The sequence below is a fragment of the Marinifilum sp. genome (assembly GCF_965230805.1).
Lineage (GTDB): Bacteria > Bacteroidota > Bacteroidia > Bacteroidales > Marinifilaceae > Marinifilum.
The window spans coordinates 2,502,773-2,522,632 of record NZ_OZ246019.1 but is presented as its reverse complement, the minus strand read 5'-3'; the positions used below and the strand labels follow the sequence as shown (position 1 = coordinate 2,522,632).

Genomic DNA, 19,860 nt, shown 5'->3' with positions numbered 1-19,860 from the left:
TTATGCCTTTTGTTTTTTTAGTTCTAATTTCAATTTTCTTTCCTGCCAGAAACCATACAACACTGGTACAACAAACATGGTAAGTACTTCAATTGTCATTCCTCCAAACAATGGAATGGCCATTGGCACCATAATATCAGATCCTTTACCTGTAGATGTAAGAACAGGAAGCAGTGCAATAATTGTTGTTGCTGTTGTCATCATTGCAGGACGAACACGCTTAGAACCTGCTTCTAAAATCAAAGCTCTAATCTCTTCAACCGATTTTGGCGTTTTTTTATCCTGTAATTGCTTTATGTAGGTACTAATTAACACTCCATCATCAGTAGCTACACCGAACAGGGCTATAAATCCTACCCATACTGCAACACTAAGGTTAATCGTTTGGACTTGAAACAGATCCCTTAAATTCATACCTGCTAAAGTTCCATTCATAAACCATGGTTGTCCATACAGCCACAACATTATAAAACCTCCTGATAATGCAACAATAATTCCACTGAATATCAAAGTTGTTGAGGTTACAGATCGAAACTGAAAATATAGAATTAAGAAAATGACAATTAAAGAAATTGGAACCACTATCATTAATCGTTTTGTTGCACGAATTTGATTCTCATAATTTCCAGTAAATACATAGCTCAATCCAGCTGGAACAACAAATTCTCCATCATCAATCTTCTTCTTCAAATAAGCTTGAGCATTTTCCACAACATCAACTTCTGCGTACCCTTCCTTTTTATCAAAAATTACATATCCAACTAAAAATGTATTCTCAGATTTAATTAGCTGCGGTCCTCTCACATAATTCACTTTCACCAGTTCCCCTAAAGGAATTTGAGATCCTGATGATGTTGGAATTAATATCTTTTTTAAATCTTCAGGATTATCTCGATATTCTCTTGCATATCTTAAGCGAACAGGGAATCTTTCACGACCTTCAACCGTTGTGGTTAATTGCATACCTCCAATCGCGCTACTTATTACTGCCTGCAGATTTTTAACGGTAATTCCATGACGAGAGATCGCATCTCTATCAATTTCCAATTCTAAATATGGCTTACCAACAACTCTATCAGCAAAAACCGACATGCCCTGTACACCTTCAACCTGTTTAAGGTGTTTCTCTATTTCATATCCAACTTTCTCAATTGATTCCAAATCCGGACCGAATACTTTTATCCCCATTGGAGCTCTCATTCCTGTTTGCAACATTACCAATCGTGTTTGAATTGGTTGCAATTTAGGAGCAGAGGTCAAGCCAGGAATTGTCGATTGATTGATGATTTCATCCCAAATGTCATTTGGTGATTTTATTTCATCTCTCCATTGTCTGAAATATTCTCCATTTTTGTCAACGATTAAATTCTCCTTATCAATTAGCTTGAAACCCTCTTCGCTTGGGTTGTAAGTGGATCCATCTTTTAAAATAAATGCATCATTCTTATCAACCTTAAATCTCATTCTATGCCCTGATTCATTTAGAATATATTCAGATTTGTAGTTGATTACATTTTCATACATGGATGTAGGAGCCGGATCCAGAGCGGAATTAACTCGTCCCCATTTGCCTACAACATTTTCAACTTCAGGAATGGAATTGATTCTTTTGTCAAGAATTCTTATCACTTCCAAATTCTCTTCGATACCTGAATGAGGCATTGTTGTTGGCATCAATAAAAATGATCCTTCATCCAGTGATGGCATAAACTCTTTCCCAATACCTGGTATGGATTCACTTAAATCCTGGTACACCTCCGTCTTTTTTACAAAACCTGGCATGAAACCAAATATTTTATCAAATCCTTGCCAAACAGAAATACCAAACAAAACAATGAAAATTGGCACTGTCATAAACTTCCACTTGTTGTTTAAACACCATTTTAGAATTCTTGGATAGAACACAACTACCATAGAAAGAGCTCCTAAAACTATTGTCACAATCGCAATAACAAATAAAAAGTTAGCGAATAAAGTATTTTGTGCTCCAAGTGGCATCCAGGCTTTCGTAAGAAAGAAAACAACGGCGACAACTGTTATGGCTATATTAATATAGTTTACCCATGACTTCTTATTTTCTGGCCAACGATCTGAGAGTAATCCATTAATTCCATATGCCGTTATAATCAAAGCAATATAATACCCACTGTAAATTGATAAAAATACGCCCAAAACAATCAATACGATATTCCAGACTTTTTTGTATTTATTCTTATCGAATCGTATTGAAAAAATTAGATGAGCCAGGGTTGGTATTATTATTAACCCAATCAACAAGGCTGCCAACATCGTAAATGTCTTTGTAAAAGCAAGTGGCTTAAACAGTTTCCCTTCTGCAGCTTCCATGGCAAATACAGGTAAGAAACTAATAATAGTAGTGGCCAGTGCTGTAACAACAGCTCCTGCAACCTCGACGGTGCCCGTATAAACAATTTCCAATAGCCTTTTCCCTCTTGCACCTATATTCTCCGGTGCTTCGGCATGCCTAATAATATTTTCCGTGAAGACAACCCCAACATCAACCATTACACCAATTGCGATGGCAATACCTGATAGTGCTACAATATTGGCATCAACACCAAATTGTCTCATTGTAATGAAAGTAATTAAAACACCTATTGGTAGAAGACTTGAAATTAAGAAAGAGGCTCTGAGATTTAAAACCAGCACAATTACAACAAGTATACTGATTAATAATTCCAGGGTAATTGCCTCCTCTAAAGTTCCTAAGGTTTCTTTTATTAATCCGGTTCGATCATAGAATGGGACAATTGTTACCTTAGATACCGTTCCATCAGCTAATGTTTTAGAAGGTAAACCAGCTTCTATTTCTTCAATTTTGCTTTTTACATTATCAATGGTATGCAAAGGATTTGCACCATATCTAGCTACAACTACTCCTCCAACAGCCTCAGATCCTCCTTTATCTAATCCTCCTCTTCGAGTGGCTGGCCCAAAATTTACCTTCGCAACGTCTTTTAACCTAATTGGAATGTTATTTCTAACTGTAACAACACTTTTTTCAATGTCTTCCAGATTTTTGACATATCCTAATGCCCTAACCAAATATTCAGCTCTATTGAATTCAATTGTTCTGGCACCAATATCAAGGTTGCTATTTTTAACAGCAGCCATAATTTGTGGTATATTGACACCATGTGCTTTCATAGCATTTGGATCAATATCGATTTGATATTCTTTAACAAAACCACCAATTGAAGCCACCTCAGCAACTCCTTTAGCTGATGTTAACGAATATCGAACATAAAAGTCCTGAATGGTTCTCAGCTCATGTGGATCCCAACCACCGGAAGGATTTCCATCTTTATCTCTACCCTCTAATGTATACCAGTATATCTGCCCTAATGCCGTTGCATCCGGCCCTAAAGCTGGTGTTACATCCTCTGGTAAGGTACCTGCCGGAAGAGAATTCAACTTTTCTAATATTCTTGTCCTGCTCCAATAAAACTCTATATCTTCTTCAAATATGATATAGATACTGGAAAGACCAAAAATAGAATTACTACGAATGGTTTTTACACCAGGAATTCCTAACAAGGATGTTGTCAATGGATATGAGATCTGATCCTCAATGTCTTGAGGAGATCTCCCAGGCCATTCTGTATAAACAATTTGTTGATTTTCTCCTATATCAGGAATTGCATCAACCGGTACAGGATCCTTTGGCAAAAATCCAGTATCCCAACCAAAAGGAGAATTGATAATCCCCCAGCTAATCATTACAATTAGCACCAAAAAAGTAACTAGTTTATTCTCAAGGAAAAAACGAATAATTTTATTAAGCATACTTATCCAATTATGATTTATTTTTAACTCTTAACAATTTGATGAACAAGAAATTATTAGACACAACAATTCTTACGCACCAATCAAAAGATAAGTTTCAAATCATAATCTATAATTCTGTAAACTAGAAAGTATGGTTTGGATTTTAAGCGGCGGGCTTAAGTGGATTAGGAAATAAATTTCTGCACTTGCAATAGCTTCAATATCTACGAGCTCAATTATTGCAGGCAATTCTAATACCACTTCCGAAAAATCAAAAGAATAAGATGAAATCGAGAAGGAATCTTCGATTTTTAAGGTGATTATTTCATCATGACAACACCCATCTGGCATTTCACAACATGAATCAACTTCTGATAAAAAAGACAAATCCTTAACTCTCTCTCCACAATAGTGAGTAGAAATTGTCATTCCAGTTGTTACAACAAATAGAATGAGTGCTAGAATTATATGACCAAATCTTTTTATCATCTTAGAAAACTAATATTACAAATGTAGAGATACTTTGTAAATGTAATGTGCATATTTTTTTAAAAGATGTGCACAATTTCTGTGTTTTGTAACTTACAAGTCTGAAATAGGATTTCTTCCCTTATTTTTGTTCTTACTAAACTCACTTGGTGTTAATCCCGTTATAGATTTAAATTGACGAGAAAAATGTTGACTTGAGCTATAATTTAATTGATACGCTATTTCACTAATCGTTAACTCCTCGTAAAATAAAAGCTCCTTCGCTTTCTCCACCTTTTGAAGGATTAGGTATTTTTCGATTGTTATGCCTTCAATTTCTGAAAATAATTTACTCAAAGAGGAGTAACTGTGGCCAATTGCATCAGGAAGGTGTTTTGTAAGATTTCCAATTTGCTCTTCACATTCCGGATGATGAACAAATCTTATTATTTCATTCTTGATTTGTTCAATCAGTTTCATTCTTTTGTCATTCAGGATTTCAAACCCAAAATCTTCCAACTTACGTTTGAACTCACTGAGCTCTGCATCGGTTAAACTTTTAGCTAAATTCACATATCCAAGATTAACATCATTATATTGGATATTTAATTCATTTAGAATGTCTTGAACTGCCATGATGCACCTAGGACACACCATATTCTTAATATTTACTCTATACTGTTTCATAAGAGGCTAATGTAAAAAAAAACTGATTAATACCATCTTTTGTAATTAACCAACAATCAAATAAATCTTAAATCGAGCACCACACTTTCAATAAAACACTAAAGATCTTAGACATGTATTACTATCGCTATTTTTCATCTCTTCAATTGAAAATTCACGATCACTTCCCCTGTTTCATCAACTGTAATTTGTTTTGATTTAGCGTCAAGTTTTTCGTTCCAAACACTCAATTTGTAATTGCCGGGAGGTACATTCTCAATGAAAAACTCTCCCTTCTCGTTGGTTATGGCAAAATAAGGATTTTGCAGAACAATTACATAGGCCTCCATTTCTGGGTGGACATTACAAAGGAGAACTGATACACATTCAATTTTATCATATGTAACAGACCTAACTTCTCCTTTTTTCCATGTTCCCAGATTAAATTTATTAGCACATGAATCTGGAGAAAACACATTATGCAATACATCGTCACTATTCAAAAAATCAACCGTAGAACCAACTAAAACAGGAAGAACTTTAGGTATGAATTTTAACTCCTTTTGGTTCATAACAGGATTTTTCTCAGGCAGTTCAAAGCGAGCATCGACATTCTCAATATAGACCACAGTATTATTTTTGTATTTCTCGTTACCAGGATCCGTTACAACTTCCCCTAAAATTGTTTGAGAAGCCACAAAACCAGGTAGAAATAATATAATTATCAGTAAACAGATTCTTTTTAAATTTTCCATACTCAAAATTTATTGATTACGATATATTTTAAGAAACATCAAGAAATTTCTTAAAAGGCAAAATCCAATCCAAGAGCAAAATAATCAAGCTCTTGATCGTTGGTATCAAAACTGGTTTCCACATAGAACTTAACATTAGCTACCACAAGAGCACTCATGTGTGGTACAAGTCTGTTTATGGATTTCCCATCTTCAGGCTTAGCCTGTTCATAACGAACAAGACCAATTAACCAAGGATAAAACATGTAACTAGCCTCAGCAAAAAAGAGGTGGTATTTCGTTTTCAATTCACCTTCATCTGTTCCACCTATTACGCCTCCAATCAAATTGAATTGGTTAATGATGAGATTAAAATCTGCACCAATTCGATGAATGTTATAATTAATTGTATCACCTACCACTCCGCTCCCCCTGTAAGCAAAAGTTCCAAGAGATACCGAAACTTCCTTGTCAATTGGCACATTCTCCTTTAAACTTCCATCAAAAGCCATTCCACCAATTTTATAAGCCAATCGTCCATAAAAATCCTTTTTGTTATTGGTATCATGCTGTGCACCACCTCCATTAATGATTCCACCGACATATCTTAATCGAGGAGTGAACAATCCGCTAAACTCCATACCCAATTGAAAATTCTCGATGCCAAAAGGTACTTGTTCATGAACATAGGCTCCAACAAACTCATTCCCCTGAGAAGGAGCATAGGTATTAAAGGCATATGAAGTTTGAGTAAGTCCCCTGTGATTAGAAGTAAAAGGGACCACCTCTGGTATAAATTGACCAACTCTAACCGATAATGACTTTTCAGGTAGAAAACCATCCAATAGATTACTAAATCGAATAAAAAAACGATCTATATTACCAGTTTTTCCCTCTTCGTATAAGTGGGCTCCCAAAAATATGGAAATGTCTTTACCCAAAGTGTTTGCCGCCAAAAACTGCAGACTTGGCAAGCCAAATTCCGAAACTAGATCTCCATTCTCAACCCGCTTTCCATCGTATGAGGTTTTCCCTCTTAACGAAATGGGTGATTTAGCAGGTATCGAATTGGGCCATACAGCATCAGGCCATATTTTTTTATAGGCTTCAGCTCCAAGTGTTACTCTATCTTCCTTTATGTTTTCCTGTTCTTTTTCAGGAAACTGATAACCATTTATTCGAAAAGATTCTCCAAAAGGAGTTAACTTAGGATATACTGAATGACAGGTAATACAACTTGTTTTATATTTCCTGGAAAAGGAAGGAATTGCTTCACCCTTTTCCGGTAAAAGAATACTTATAAGCAAGAGTAATAGCGTAACAAATTTAGCTTTCATAGTCCCTTATTTTGAGGATTATCGTAAAACTGTATCACCAACACCAATAATAAATGTTTTATGACTGAATATCTATTCTACAGAATTAGTTTACAGTTTTTTACTTCACTGATTTAAGAAAATGATTGTCTGCACGAATCACTTCTCTTTGTATTGATTTGGATTAACATTATTCTTTTTTAGCATTCGATGAATCGTTCTTCTATCAACACCTGCAATTTTAGCTGCCTCAGAAATTTTCCCCTGGGCTTCTTTAAGCAAGCGGTCAAGAAACTGCTTTTCAAACATATCATTGGTACTCTTTCTGGCTTCACTCAAAACCAATGAGGGAAATTCCAGTTGACACTCTTCTTTTGCTGAATAAAATGAATTTAAAACCGATTTTTCAATCACCCTTCCTTTTGTCATTACCACCGCCCTTTCAGCAATATTTTCTAGTTCACGAACATTGCCTGGAAAGTTGTGTTTGTTTATAAATTCATACACATTTTTTGATACTCCATTTATTTCCTTTCCCTGCCGCTTGGAATATTTATGGATAAAATAATCAAACAGAAGAGAAATATCTGAAGCCCTTTCTCTCAAAGGTGGGACATGAATATGCATCACATTCAACCTATAAAACAAATCTTTCCTAAAATTTCCCTTGCTCACTTCTTGTTCGATATTTCGGTTAGAGGAAGCAATAAAACGTGCTTTTACCTTGATTAGCTGGTTACCACCAACTCGGTAAAATTCTCTCTCTTGCAATACCCTTAATAGTTTAACCTGTAACTCTTTCGATATCTCGCTGATTTCATCCAAAAAAATTGTACCAGATTCCGCAACTTCCAATTTACCTTTTTTTCTTTCCCCTGCTCCTGTAAATGCACCCTTTTCGTGACCAAATAGTTCGCTTTCCAATAAACTTTCCGAAAAAACAGAACAGTTTACTCCAATAAAAGGTTCATCCTTATGATTTCCATTGTTATGAATTGCCCTGGCCACCAACTCTTTACCAGTACCACTCTCACCAGTGATCAATACATTAAGAGTGTTAGGTGCTGTAGTAACTGCACCAATAACTTTAAACACTTCATGCATACCAGGGTGTTGGCCAATTAGTTCCCTATCATTTGTTTTACCTCTTTGTTGACTCTCCAGTTCCTGAATTTTTTTTCTAAGAGAAACCATCTCAATGGCCCTTTGTGCAATCACAAAAATCTTATCAATATCCAGAGGTTTTGTCAAGTATTCATACGCACCCAATTGAACTGCTTTTATAGCGGTACTCATCGTCCCATAACCAGTAATTACAATAATAGGTATCTTATTATTATCCTCCTTTAGAAGTTGAATCACCTCAAGACCACTCAATTCTGGCATATCAACATCCAAAAAGATCAAATCCGGACTTTCCTTTTCAATTGCAGTAATTGCTTCCTTTCCTGTTCCTGCCTGATGAACAATAGCGGACAGCGATTCAAAAGTTTTTTTAAACGCATAACGAATATTTTTATCGTCATCGGCAATTAAAATCGATTTCCCTTTTAGTTTCATAGGCATTTAACTTTTACAAATAGGTAGGTAGACTGTAAAACAAGTCCCCTTAGAATACTCAGAACAAACCCTTACAATTCCTCCATGCTGATTAATTACTCTTTTTACTTGCGGTAAACCCAAACCTGTTCCATTTCTTTTGGTAGTAAAAAAAGGATCAAAAATTCGCTCAATATTGTCCTGAGGTATCCCAATTCCGTTATCCTCTATTTCAATGCAAATAACTTCCTCACCTTTTGAAAGATGAATTTCATTCTCTTCCACTCTGAATTCTCCATCTTCGTGGATACTTAATTCCTGTAAATCCTTCATTTGTTGATTCAAGTTTTCTTTCCTCGCAATTACTTTAATTGTTCCTTGCTTTTCTATCGCCTGAAATCCATTTAGAATCAAATTAATAATGGCCTCTTTTACCTGATTCTCATCTAATTTCAAGGATGGAAGCTGCTTATCCAATTGAATTTGAATTTCAGCTTTATCTTTTTCCATTTGATGTCGAACAAATTTCACACAAAATTCAAGTACCTGGTTAATGTTACATCTTTCTTTAACCGGCAACTGTGGACGAGCAAAGCCTAACAAGTTTTTTACCACACTCTCTAATTTTTTAATTGAATCAAGAGCAACATCAACAGATTCTGCATCCTTAAGTTCTTCACTTCTTTGAATCAATTGCAGAATCATACTTACAGAAGTTAGTGAATTTCTAACTTCATGCGCAATTACAACAGCTAATTCTCCAGTGACAGCGAATTTTTCACTTTTTATCAATTTATCTTGAAGCTTTTTCTTTCTGGTATTATCTGTAATGATTGCTAAAACTCTCTCTCCAATACCATTTTTATAGATTGGTATCAATACATGTTCAAGATATTTTTTATCACTCTTGTCTTTGGGGTAAACCCATGATGCTGTCTTGAATTCGTTGGATTGAAATAATTCATTCAGAAAACAACTTTCCAAATCGTGATTACAGTCAATAACATCACAATATTTCCTTCCTACCAAATCCATTTTTGATTTATTCAGAATTGTAGTCAACACAGTGCTTGCTGATAGTATTATCCCATTTTTATCTAACATCAAAATTCCATTAGGAATATTGTCGAGTATGGTCTGTAGCTTATTTTTTTCCGTTTCGAGTTCGAAAGTTCTTAATTTCACCTTTTCCTTAAGCATATCCTGATGCATACTAATCTGTTTTTCCCTTTTCTCCAGAGATTGAGTCATTACATTAAATTGTTTTGCCAGATCTGCTATTTCATCGTGCGTTTCAACTTCGACACGTGACGTATAATTGCCACTTGAAATGAATTTTGCTTTTTCAATCAAATTTGTAATTGGCTGTACAAATTGCTTTGTAGCGATTAATGCTACCAGAAAGGAAATAAGGACAAATCCACTAAGAATAGATGCGAAAAGGATAAATTGAGACCTGATTTCTGAAAAGATTACATTTTTGGAAATTGCAATTAAGAGATTATACTTTTGCTCAAACTCTGAATCTGCTTCAAATACACGTGCACTTCCTACCAAAATGGAATCAAAATCAAAAATGCTATCCTGAACATTTAAAAATATCCTCTTGGTAAAATTCTGTCCATAGTCTACATTAAGATTTGATTGTTCTTTAAAGGCAGAAAGTTTATTCCATGAATCTTTGTATTCGGAATGGTATACGTAATATCCATGATCATCAACCAACATGATTTTCCGTGGAAAAAGATTTCTTGAACTCTCAATGATTCGATAAAAACTATCTGCCTTAATATGAATAATTAAAGCTCCTTTGAAATCTGGCTGTTGCACGTGATAAATGCAACAAATGGTCTGAATAGGCGTTGAACCATTAACAGGTATAATTTCTGTTGGACTAAAGGTCGCTGAATTTGGCTTGGTCTGTTGGGCAACATATATATAATACCTACTTCCTCCTTGATTGAGATCACCAGGCTTTACCAAATGATAAGAAGAGTTTTGCTGGACAACCTGAAACAATTCTTCTCCTTCAAAATCTATCAGTTTTATTTGATAGAACATATCTTTTTGTCGGGTAAAAGTTAATACTTCAGGAAGCAATGATGTTACAATTTCCTGTTGTTGGTAATCATTATCACTTTGATATTGCTGAGTAAAATTTTTGAAAGAATTCGAAGAGGTTAGAAAATAAATATTCTCTTCCAACCCATAAAAGAAGTGTGCCAACTCTCCCTTTATGTCTTTCAATTCATTGTTAAGGTCATTTGTAGCAAGTTCACGTTGAAGCTGAAGGTTGGAATGAATTCCCCAACTACCTACGATAACAATTGGTAATAATGATAATGTAAGGAATGCCACAACAAATTTGTCCCGAATATTGATATGAAGTATTTTATTAAAATTTATCATGTAAAGTGGCTTCTTCTACTAAAAGTACGAAAATCATGCAGATATAGAAAATATTAATCTTAGGGAAAAAACTTCAATCCTATGGTTATCTTGACATGTAGCAAAAGGTGAACTTTTGGAATTTATAAATCCTCAATTAGACTAAAAATACATGAGCTTATACATATAAAAATCGCTTCAATAGTTATGACAACTATAAAAGCGATTTCGTGTTTACTTATATTTACCTGCTTTTGTTTTTGGTTGAATTTCAGTTGCATATAATTATTTAGAATAAAGATTACTTTAAGCAAATCGTTTACAAAACCAGTTCATATAAGATTCCTTGATGCTGTTATTGAGTTTTATCAATATCCAATCCTAACAAGAGTTATTATTCAGCTTCCATTCAATTTTGATATTACCAGATTAAATTTTCCTTTTTTTGTTCTAATCAATTGATTAGATTCTATTTTTTCAAATAGTATACCACACTCTAATCCTATAAGATCCCGTAGGTTTTTTTCAATTGAATTTAAATCAGAATTAGAAAATCCCTGATCAGGTATAAAATTCACATGGATTTCATTTTTCTTATTTTGGATAATTTGTGCTGCTAATAATCTTTTTATTTTTTTAAATGCCAAATCTAATCGGCCTATTCGATGACCATTTTTCAATACAATATAATCATCATCACGACCTTCAATTTTTTCTACAATACATTCTTCTTCACAGTTAGGTGCCAACCTAATCACATCATCAACTTTATAGCGAATTAAAGGAAAAACGGAATTCACAAAGCTAGTTGTTATCAAATGCTTATCTTCAACTTCAACATGAGAATACAATGGGAGTTCACGATAGAGTGAATCTTGACTCTGACCTAAAGCAACTGTCCTTTCAGCATTACCATACCAGTCGAAAATTTTAGTATTCAAAACTTTTTCAATAATTGATTTTTGAAAGTCGTGCAAAACTTCGGAAGATGTAAAAGCTATTGGAATGTGTAATTCTTTGCCTAATTTATATAGTTCTGTTGCCAATATATGCATGGAACTAGGATAGGCTTGAATTACTTTGGGTTGAAATTCTTTAATTGCATTATAATATTCAATGATTCTGTCTTTTTTTAAATGGAAGCTTGATAAATACAATACATTATTGACCTTATCATGATGAGAAAATGTCTTGCGATCTAGAGTACCTCTTAAAGATACGACCCGATCACCTAAATTATAACCATGCATAGCTTGAAAAAAGTATACATATGCATTTTCTTTAATTGTTGAATTAAAATCGCGATAAACCTGGAGAGGAGTTCCTGATGTTCCACTGGAATATGCTTTAAAAACAGTAAATTTTGATTTCGTTAGCATTTCTTTACCATACTCCTTCACTTCTGATTTGGTGAGAATGGGAATTTTTGAAAGATCCGACAAATCTCTTACTGAATTTAGGTTTAAGCCATGTTTTTGATAGAATCTTTTGTAAAAGACAGAATTTTCGAAAGCATTTCGATAAAGTTTAACCAGTTCGATACTTTTAAGTTCATTAAGTTCCTCTTTTGAATAATTATTTAGCTTAGTTATTCGTTGAAGTTCTTTTTCAAAACCAGCACCAAATTTTATTTTGTGAGTTATTAAATCTTTTATAAAACGGTATGTCATAGTGAATAGTTTATTAATTAAGAATTCAGGGCAGGTCAACATATTATTATCGCCCCAATCCCTTATAATTAGCACAAATGCAAAACCAATAAATATGCCAAGAACATGATCAATTGTTACATCCCTCTATACATCATACATACAAGATTCACTAGTATTAATAGGTAGTTTTAGTAGAAATAAAAATGAGACTTTGAATGTCACATTATTGACCTTTAAATGTCTCGTTTTCGTATTTGTTATGACTCTTTCCATGTTGAGATAGAAACTTTATATACTCTTTGAATAAGCCAAATTTGTCATCTATCAATAATTCTAGAATTTCATAACTATATTTTAATGATTTCATTATTTGATCATCAAAAACATGACCTATTCGTACCAAATAATTTTTTCAGGTTCAAATTATGTGTAGACTAAAAAAAGGAGTCAATTTCTGTCGAATTAGACATTAAAGGAGGTTGATTTTGGGTACAGTTTGAAGTGTACACCAGTTTTAGGCTAAATCAATTTAAATCTGATTAAAAAAAATCACAAATTACACTACGTTGTTTATTTAAATCCTTTTTTATACTTAACTAATAAAACCCTGAAATACAACAACTTTCAAACACATAAGACAAAACAACAGTCTCCTTCCAAGGGTTTGAGTACTGTTGTGCACTTTCACATTCATAAAAAACTGGTAGGTATTTATTCTTCTTTTTGATAACCACAAAAAGGGCAGATAACAACAGAGTGTAGTTCGATTGTTTTCATAGTATTGAGCTTGAACCAAAACTAGGACGCAATTCGCAATAGTAAGATGAAGTGGTTGTTGCCGGGAGTTGTTTTGGTTTTACTAATAGGCATAGCATAAAGGGAGCGGAGTTCCTAACCCTTGATGACCGCAACACTTCCACTGGGCCATGAAGATAAAAAAATGTAAGTTGAAGATATTGCCATAATTATTGGTAAAAGTAGAGCTACTTTTTACAGGTACCTTAATAATATGGATGTCAATTTTAAAATAATCCCTAATAAAAATATCAAGGATTATAAAATTTTTCAAGCAAATGCTAAAATTGAATTAATTCGTCTGAAGTCAATCTGATATTATATCCTAGATAATTGTTTTAGTCTTCATCCTAAAAGCGGAGACAAACAGTAATTAGCATTATCGTACCAATTCCTTTATGTAATAATATAAAAACTGAGAAGCTTTATTAAAGGTATATTTAAAAACGTTTTTCTCAAATCTTAATTGGTGTATTTTCTCAATAATAATAATTAACTCCCTGGCCATTTCTTCATATACATGTCGTTTGTAATGCCGAATGCTGTGGTTGATATCAGTTTCTGTAACAATCTTCCTTACATCAAGTAAATATACATTATCATTTTTGGCACAAAATTCATCTAATGCCTTATTCATCAGGATATGTCGTTCTCGCGCTTTGCCAAATTCTGATTTGTTATCTACTGGTGAGTTTAACTCAGCTCCATTTATAAAAATTATGGGTTTAGTAATTTTTGTTTTAAGGCTCTCTAAATTCTTACGGAATGTATCTGGAGAAATCTGTCCAAGAAATGTAAATTGATTTTTAAAATTATCGTAGAATTTCCCATTCATATTACGAAACCCATGTTTTTGACATCTTTCAATAAATTGTTCTTTACTTTCTTTTATAAAATCTGAATAACTCTCATACGGTACAAGTTCACCAGTATTCTTAGACTCATAAAGATCCATTGTATAATCGACAAGCAGACTATAGACAAGAACATCATACTTTTCGTCAAACACTTTAGTTGAAAATATATCCTTATCGAAAAAAGGGAGGTTTCTGATCAGATGTGACTTATTTTCTTTCGGTAGGGATTGTGATTGAAGCAATATGACTGAACTCGCCTGCGGAATCGGGTGGTTATTGAAATTAACTCCATTAAATTCAGTTTGAATTTCAATATTCTTGTAACATAGATAATGAAGCATTTGATTTAAATCACATGCTCCTTTTAATAAAAGCTGAATTGCTTTTTTGTCATTTTCACTGTTTGGTAAATTCTCGCTCCAATCATCTCGGACTTGGATCCAATCCGGTTTAGTCCACTTATCCAGATCTGCTGTAACCTCCCCAACCACAGAGATTTTAGGGAATTCTAGTTGAGCATATACAAATTGCTCAACTCCAACATTCATCGATCTACATGAAAACAGAAAATGTTCAAGTGTATTTGTTGGCTTATGTAGAGCATAGAATCCTACGATTCCATACTCTCCAAATCTATCCTTGACCTTAACCATTTTGCATTCATAATTGGAATTTGAAAGTAATTTATTTAATTCATCTCGATCAATTCTTTTCTTTGTGTAGTTGATTTGGTTTGTTCTTTGAATTAGCTCTAGAACCCTATTGATATTAGGTGTAAAATCTTCTAAAAAAGTTAGTTTTATTTTGGAGGACCTTAAGAACTCTTTATTATCAGAAAAATTAGATCGTTCCTTCACTTTTTTTTCCAATACCCGATAATGTGATAAGCGTTCATGCGTAGCATCATCCTTTCCAACGAATGATTTATGTCCCCTTATTTTTGCAATAAATGCTGGATCTTCAACCCATATGTGTTGATTGTAAAATTTGACTTCTTCCAAATTTAAATGATTATCATCCAAAAACAAGACATTCTGAGCTCTTAACTGAGCATTTTCAATGATACTTTGGATGTTTTGTCCCTTTGGCTGCCAGTTGATTTTTGGAAAAATAAAATAATCCCAAACTTGAAGTTCTTGCAATTTTTCTTTTGCTTTTTCGAAATCATTTTTTGAGGATATGGAATTCATGACCCCCCTACCTGTTAACGACTTTACCAATTCAATATTGGTTTGAATAGGACTAATTTCTCCTTCAGAAAGTGTTCCAGACCAGAACGTATCGTCCAAATCCCATATTATGAGTTTTATTGTATCCATAGAATAACTTTTTCATTATAAAATACTTAATATTTCTAATGGATTCAATTTAAACAGCGAAATGATATTCTTAACTTATGCAATTCCTACATATTAAAAACTCTAATTAAAATAAAGATGATATTTTTGATATTATTTCTTTTTCGAATCTGGTATGTCTGATAAAAATCTCCACAACAATCTCTAGCAATTACGTGATAATTGTCTATTTTGGAAAATTTCGAAAGAGGATAATATGAATGACGTAAATAGATCTAACAGCCAGTTCCAAATCATTTATAGAACTATGTATAGATGATGCAATTAAAGCTTTGCCTGTCATTAGAAATGTTATTAGTCTCAGTTTCTTTAATAAATAGTTCGGATAAAGAAAGTTGATTAATAACAGAAAGTAACTTTCTATTTGCATCATCTATATTTCCCCATCTTACTGAGGCCAATATTGCAGCCTAGTACAATAATGGATGCATAGAATGTTTGGCCTTTGGTTTTTTTACCAGTTTTTACGACTATAGTGCAAAAACGAATAGATAAAGCCAGGTAATAGCAACAGCACAACCTACTAACCTCTTAAAACACGTGTAGCGTTCAATATTGCAATTATAGCTACCCCCATATCGCCAAATACCGCTTCCCACATGGTTGCAATTCCGAAGACACCCAGGACGATAAAAGCCAGTTTGACCCCCAAGGCAAATATGATGTTCTGCCAAACAATTTTTCTTGTTTTGATTGCAACACCTATGGCAGTAGCCACTTTTGAAGGCGAGTCTGTCATTAAAACAACATCTGCGGTTTCAATTGCGGCATCAGAACCTAGGGCCCCCATGGCAATTCCTACATCAGCACGGGCAAGCACAGGAGCATCGTTTATACCATCGCCCACAAAAGCAACTTTGCTTTCCTTGTTCAACATTCTTTCAATGTGTTCAACTTTACTTTCCGGAAGCAAATCGGCATAATATTCTCTAATCCCCAACTTTTCAGCAAAAATGTCTGCTGCATATTTGCTGTCGCCGGTGAGCATAACGGTATTTATTTTATTTTTATTTAACCGCTCAATGGCTTCAAGGGCATCGTCTTTCAGGTTATCTGATATAAGGATATGACCAGCATATTTTTTGTCGATAACAATATGAACAACGGTTCCTCCCGCTTCGCATATATCATGTTTAATATTTCCTTTATGAAGGAGCTTGTCATTTCCAACAAAGATTTCTTTATTATCGATGTATGCTTTCACTCCATGTCCTGATATTTCTTCCACTTTCCCAATTCTCGAAATGTTAAAATCTTGTTTATAAGATTCGAATATGGATTTTGCAATCGGATGGTTCGAATTATATTCAGCATAGGCAGCATATTCTAGTATTGTTTTTTCGTCGAAACCGTTTGAAGGAGATATACTGGAAACTTTGAATTCGCCTTTGGTTAATGTTCCTGTTTTATCAAATACTACTGTTTTTACCTGTGTCAATGCATCCAGAAAGTTGGACCCTTTCACTAAAATTCCCCTACGGGAAGCCCCCCCGATACCACCAAAATATCCCAGCGGAATGCTGATTACAAGTGCGCACGGACAAGAAATAACCAGCACGACCAATGCCCTGTAAATCCAATCACTAAAGGTTGCTCCAGTGATTAAAAGAGGGGGTAAAACAGCTAGTAGAAAGGCAATAGCCACTATTACGGGGGTATAGAATTTAGCAAATGTGGTAATAAACTTTTCGGTTTCTGCTTTCTTTGAAGTTGCATTTTCAACTAGTTCTAGAATTTTAGCTATGGAAGATTCACCAAAAAGTCGTGTGACTTTAACGGTGATTAATCCGGATTGATTGATCATGCCCGCTAACACTTCATCTTTTGGTTTTATTTTTCTTGGGACACTTTCCCCGGTAAGTGCTGAAGTATCAACAAAGGAATCTCCATCAGTTACAAGTCCATCCAAAGGAATTTTTTCTCCTGCCTTTACAATTATCAGTTCACCAATTTTTACATTTTCCGGTGAAACCCTCTTTATGTCTCCGTTTAATTTAAGATTCGCAAAATCCGGTTTTATTTCTAGAAGCGATTTTATTGACTTTCGGGATCGATTCACTGCAATGTCCTGGAACAATTCACCAACCACATAAAACAACATTACCGCAACAGCTTCGGGCATTTCATCTATTGCGAGAGCCCCCAAGGTTGCTACAGTCATTAAAAAATGTTCGTTAAAAACCTGCCCCCTAATGATGTTTTTAACAGCCGCTGCAAGGACTTTCCATCCCACAATCAGATATGCCGCCACAAATAATGCATATTCTGCGATTTGAAAAGGCGTATTGTGTATTTCCTCCTCAAAAACCAGGCCTGCAAGTAGAAGAAGAAGACCTGAAACCGCTTTAATTAATGTCCATTTGTTTTCAGCAATTTCACTTGTTGAAACTATTGTTTTCTCTTTGTCGGTTTCTCCAATTTCAACTTCCGGTTCAATCTCTTTTATTTTGCCTTTCACCTTTTCAAGGTTATAGGTATCTATTGTCAGCAAAGAGGTGACAAAATTGATATTCACAAATTTTACTTCATCCAATTTAGCCAAACTGCTTTCAATTTTTGCGGCGCAAGAAGCACAATCTAGATTTTTTAATTTATATTTTTTCATATCTTCTTTATACAATTTTTATCCGGAGAAATACCACGTATGAAGCAGCAGATTGCTAGGCGTTGCTGCAACCTGCTATCTTTTGGAAATCATTCCTCTCCGTTTTCCAAGTTTGTTTTTACACGAAATGCTCTTTCAACGTCAGATACATATAGAATCCCATCTCCGGGATTGAGTGTTCTAAGGTATTCTGAAATAATATTTACTACTTTTTCAACTTCATTATTATTGATCACCATTTCAATTTTAGCTATCAGACTATCAGTTACGGAGAACTTTCGGGATACAAACGCATTTTCATCCTGTAGTTTTCCTGTTCCTTCAGCTGAAGAAATAGTAATATTCTCAAATCCATTGTCTATTAGCCGATGAACAATCTCATTTACCTTATTGGGCCTTATAAATGCCTTTATTTCTTTCATAACTTCACTTTTTTAATGTTCGTGTTCTGTCTCTTCTTTTTTCATATCGGCTAACAAATAGTAGGCAGCATTCATCACAATCTGAACATTTTCCGGTAAAGAATCTATCAGATGTATTTCTGTATAACCGTCATCTTTTTGCCCTGGAATGACTTCAACCATCCTGAAAGCTTTACTATGAGCATCTTCATTATCGTGACCGCCATGTTCATTCTTAATTTCATCGTCACCATGTGTTGTATGCTCATGTTGTTTTGAAAGGGCTATCTCATCATAAATAAAAATATAAGATTTTGTACCCTCCGTAACGATTGCCTCCTTGGGTAAAGCACGGGTATATTTCTCATCGGCATGTAAATGTCCGGATATATACATACCAGGGATTAAGCCGGAAACTTGTTCATTAATTTTTGCATGAATATGAACTGCCCGGGAATTGGCTTCAAATTCTTTCCCTATGGCAAAAACATACCCGGTGTATTCTTTTTCAGGTCGATTTGAAACGGTAAAATGAACTTTCTGTCCTTCTTTAACGAGGTGTACATCCTTTTCATATACCATAAAATCAGCATGAATGGTACTGTTGTCTGTTATAGCAAATAGCTTATCTCTGGCATCGACATAGGTGCCCACTTTAATATTTACTTCATTTACATAGCCATTAATAGGTGATAAAATGTTGACCGTATTAGAGATCTTTCCCTCGATTACTTTTTCGGGGGAGAGATGCAATAATTGCAAACGGGATTTCAATCCTTCGTATTTCGCTTTTGCAGTTTTGTATTCAGCCTTTGCCTGTTGATAAACTTTGCCTGCTCCTATCTTATTTTCAAACAATTCCTTTTGACGCTCATATTCTTTTTCCAAATATTCGAGTCTATTTGCTATCTCAGAAAAATTTTCTTGCAACACGATGTAATCGGGATGTTCAAGAACGGCAAGCAGTTGTCCCTCTTTTACTTTATCTCCATGGAATACCCTAATTTGTTTAACGTTTCCACCAATTACAGCTGTAATGTCTGCGCTATTGGCCGGAGGAACTTCTAACTGACCATTGGTTTTTACTACAGAAGTTAAATTTCTCATTTGGAAATTGCCTAATTTTAAATTAAGGGCTTTTTGTTGTTGCTCGTTTAAAACAACTACACCTTCAGGGCCATGTTCTTCATGCTCTTCTCCTTGATGTTTGTTTTGCTTCGTTGAATTGCACGATAGTAGGGTTGCCACTGCAAGTAACGCTATGAATATTTTTGTTTTCATTTTTTACACTA

The 19,860-nt window shown here is 34.3% G+C and carries 12 protein-coding genes; all 12 read right to left on the bottom strand.

Annotation, left to right across the window (positions count from 1 at the left end):
• Entirely contained in the window at positions 1–3,807 is a 3,807-nt protein-coding gene (locus tag ACO05S_RS10060; RefSeq protein WP_421917883.1) for an efflux RND transporter permease subunit, read from the bottom strand.
• A gap of 102 nt (positions 3,808–3,909) precedes the next feature.
• On the bottom strand, positions 3,910–4,278 hold the full coding sequence (locus ACO05S_RS10055; RefSeq protein WP_421917882.1) for an HYC_CC_PP family protein: 369 nt from the start codon (positions 4,276–4,278) through the stop codon (positions 3,910–3,912).
• Between the two features lie 93 nt (positions 4,279–4,371).
• Positions 4,372–4,944 carry a helix-turn-helix domain-containing protein gene (locus ACO05S_RS10050; protein WP_421917881.1) on the bottom strand — a complete coding sequence of 191 codons (573 nt, stop codon included), beginning with the start codon at positions 4,942–4,944 and terminating at the stop codon, positions 4,372–4,374.
• Between the two features lie 134 nt (positions 4,945–5,078).
• Positions 5,079–5,678 (bottom strand): carboxypeptidase regulatory-like domain-containing protein, encoded by a 600-nt coding sequence (locus ACO05S_RS10045; RefSeq protein ID WP_421917880.1) that lies wholly within the window; start codon positions 5,676–5,678, stop codon positions 5,079–5,081.
• 50 nt (positions 5,679–5,728) lie between these two features.
• The gene (locus tag ACO05S_RS10040; RefSeq protein WP_421917879.1) at positions 5,729–6,994 is read right to left on the bottom strand and encodes a hypothetical protein; all 1,266 of its coding nucleotides are present in this window, start codon (positions 6,992–6,994) and stop codon (positions 5,729–5,731) included.
• Between the two features lie 138 nt (positions 6,995–7,132).
• The gene (locus ACO05S_RS10035; RefSeq protein WP_421917878.1) at positions 7,133–8,533 is read right to left on the bottom strand and encodes a sigma-54-dependent transcriptional regulator; all 1,401 of its coding nucleotides are present in this window, start codon (positions 8,531–8,533) and stop codon (positions 7,133–7,135) included.
• Positions 8,534–8,539: 6 nt separating this feature from the next.
• A complete protein-coding gene (locus tag ACO05S_RS10030) occupies positions 8,540–10,921 on the bottom strand; it encodes an ATP-binding protein (protein WP_421917877.1) in 2,382 nt (793 codons plus the stop codon).
• Positions 10,922–11,298: 377 nt separating this feature from the next.
• Positions 11,299–12,570, bottom strand: a complete 1,272-nt coding sequence (locus tag ACO05S_RS10025; protein WP_421917876.1) for a hypothetical protein — start codon at positions 12,568–12,570, stop codon at positions 11,299–11,301.
• 1,156 nt (positions 12,571–13,726) lie between these two features.
• Positions 13,727–15,523, bottom strand: coding sequence for an HAD-IIIC family phosphatase (locus ACO05S_RS10020; RefSeq protein WP_421917875.1), 1,797 nt, complete (start codon positions 15,521–15,523; stop codon positions 13,727–13,729).
• Between the two features lie 562 nt (positions 15,524–16,085).
• On the bottom strand, positions 16,086–18,167 hold the full coding sequence (locus ACO05S_RS10015; protein ID WP_421917874.1) for a heavy metal translocating P-type ATPase: 2,082 nt from the start codon (positions 18,165–18,167) through the stop codon (positions 16,086–16,088).
• A gap of 89 nt (positions 18,168–18,256) precedes the next feature.
• Positions 18,257–18,589 (bottom strand): P-II family nitrogen regulator, encoded by a 333-nt coding sequence (locus ACO05S_RS10010; protein ID WP_421917873.1) that lies wholly within the window; start codon positions 18,587–18,589, stop codon positions 18,257–18,259.
• Between the two features lie 12 nt (positions 18,590–18,601).
• On the bottom strand, positions 18,602–19,849 hold the full coding sequence (locus ACO05S_RS10005; RefSeq protein ID WP_421917872.1) for an efflux RND transporter periplasmic adaptor subunit: 1,248 nt from the start codon (positions 19,847–19,849) through the stop codon (positions 18,602–18,604).
• Positions 19,850–19,860: the final 11 nt, after the last annotated feature.

What these genes read in the sequence shown, in the direction of transcription:
- ACO05S_RS10005 (WP_421917872.1), bottom strand. Translation starts at nt 19,849, where the DNA reads ATGAAAACAAAAATATTCATAGCGTTACTTGCAGTGGCAACCCTACTA.
- ACO05S_RS10035 (WP_421917878.1), bottom strand. Translation starts at nt 8,533, where the DNA reads ATGAAACTAAAAGGGAAATCGATTTTAATTGCCGATGACGATAAAAAT.
- ACO05S_RS10040 (WP_421917879.1), bottom strand. Translation starts at nt 6,994, where the DNA reads ATGAAAGCTAAATTTGTTACGCTATTACTCTTGCTTATAAGTATTCTT.
- ACO05S_RS10050 (WP_421917881.1), bottom strand. Translation starts at nt 4,944, where the DNA reads ATGAAACAGTATAGAGTAAATATTAAGAATATGGTGTGTCCTAGGTGC.
- ACO05S_RS10030 (WP_421917877.1), bottom strand. Translation starts at nt 10,921, where the DNA reads ATGATAAATTTTAATAAAATACTTCATATCAATATTCGGGACAAATTT.
- ACO05S_RS10010 (WP_421917873.1), bottom strand. Translation starts at nt 18,589, where the DNA reads ATGAAAGAAATAAAGGCATTTATAAGGCCCAATAAGGTAAATGAGATT.
- ACO05S_RS10055 (WP_421917882.1), bottom strand. Translation starts at nt 4,278, where the DNA reads ATGATAAAAAGATTTGGTCATATAATTCTAGCACTCATTCTATTTGTT.
- ACO05S_RS10020 (WP_421917875.1), bottom strand. Translation starts at nt 15,523, where the DNA reads ATGGATACAATAAAACTCATAATATGGGATTTGGACGATACGTTCTGG.
- ACO05S_RS10045 (WP_421917880.1), bottom strand. Translation starts at nt 5,678, where the DNA reads ATGGAAAATTTAAAAAGAATCTGTTTACTGATAATTATATTATTTCTA.
- ACO05S_RS10060 (WP_421917883.1), bottom strand. Translation starts at nt 3,807, where the DNA reads ATGCTTAATAAAATTATTCGTTTTTTCCTTGAGAATAAACTAGTTACT.
- ACO05S_RS10015 (WP_421917874.1), bottom strand. Translation starts at nt 18,167, where the DNA reads ATGAAAAAATATAAATTAAAAAATCTAGATTGTGCTTCTTGCGCCGCA.
- ACO05S_RS10025 (WP_421917876.1), bottom strand. Translation starts at nt 12,570, where the DNA reads ATGACATACCGTTTTATAAAAGATTTAATAACTCACAAAATAAAATTT.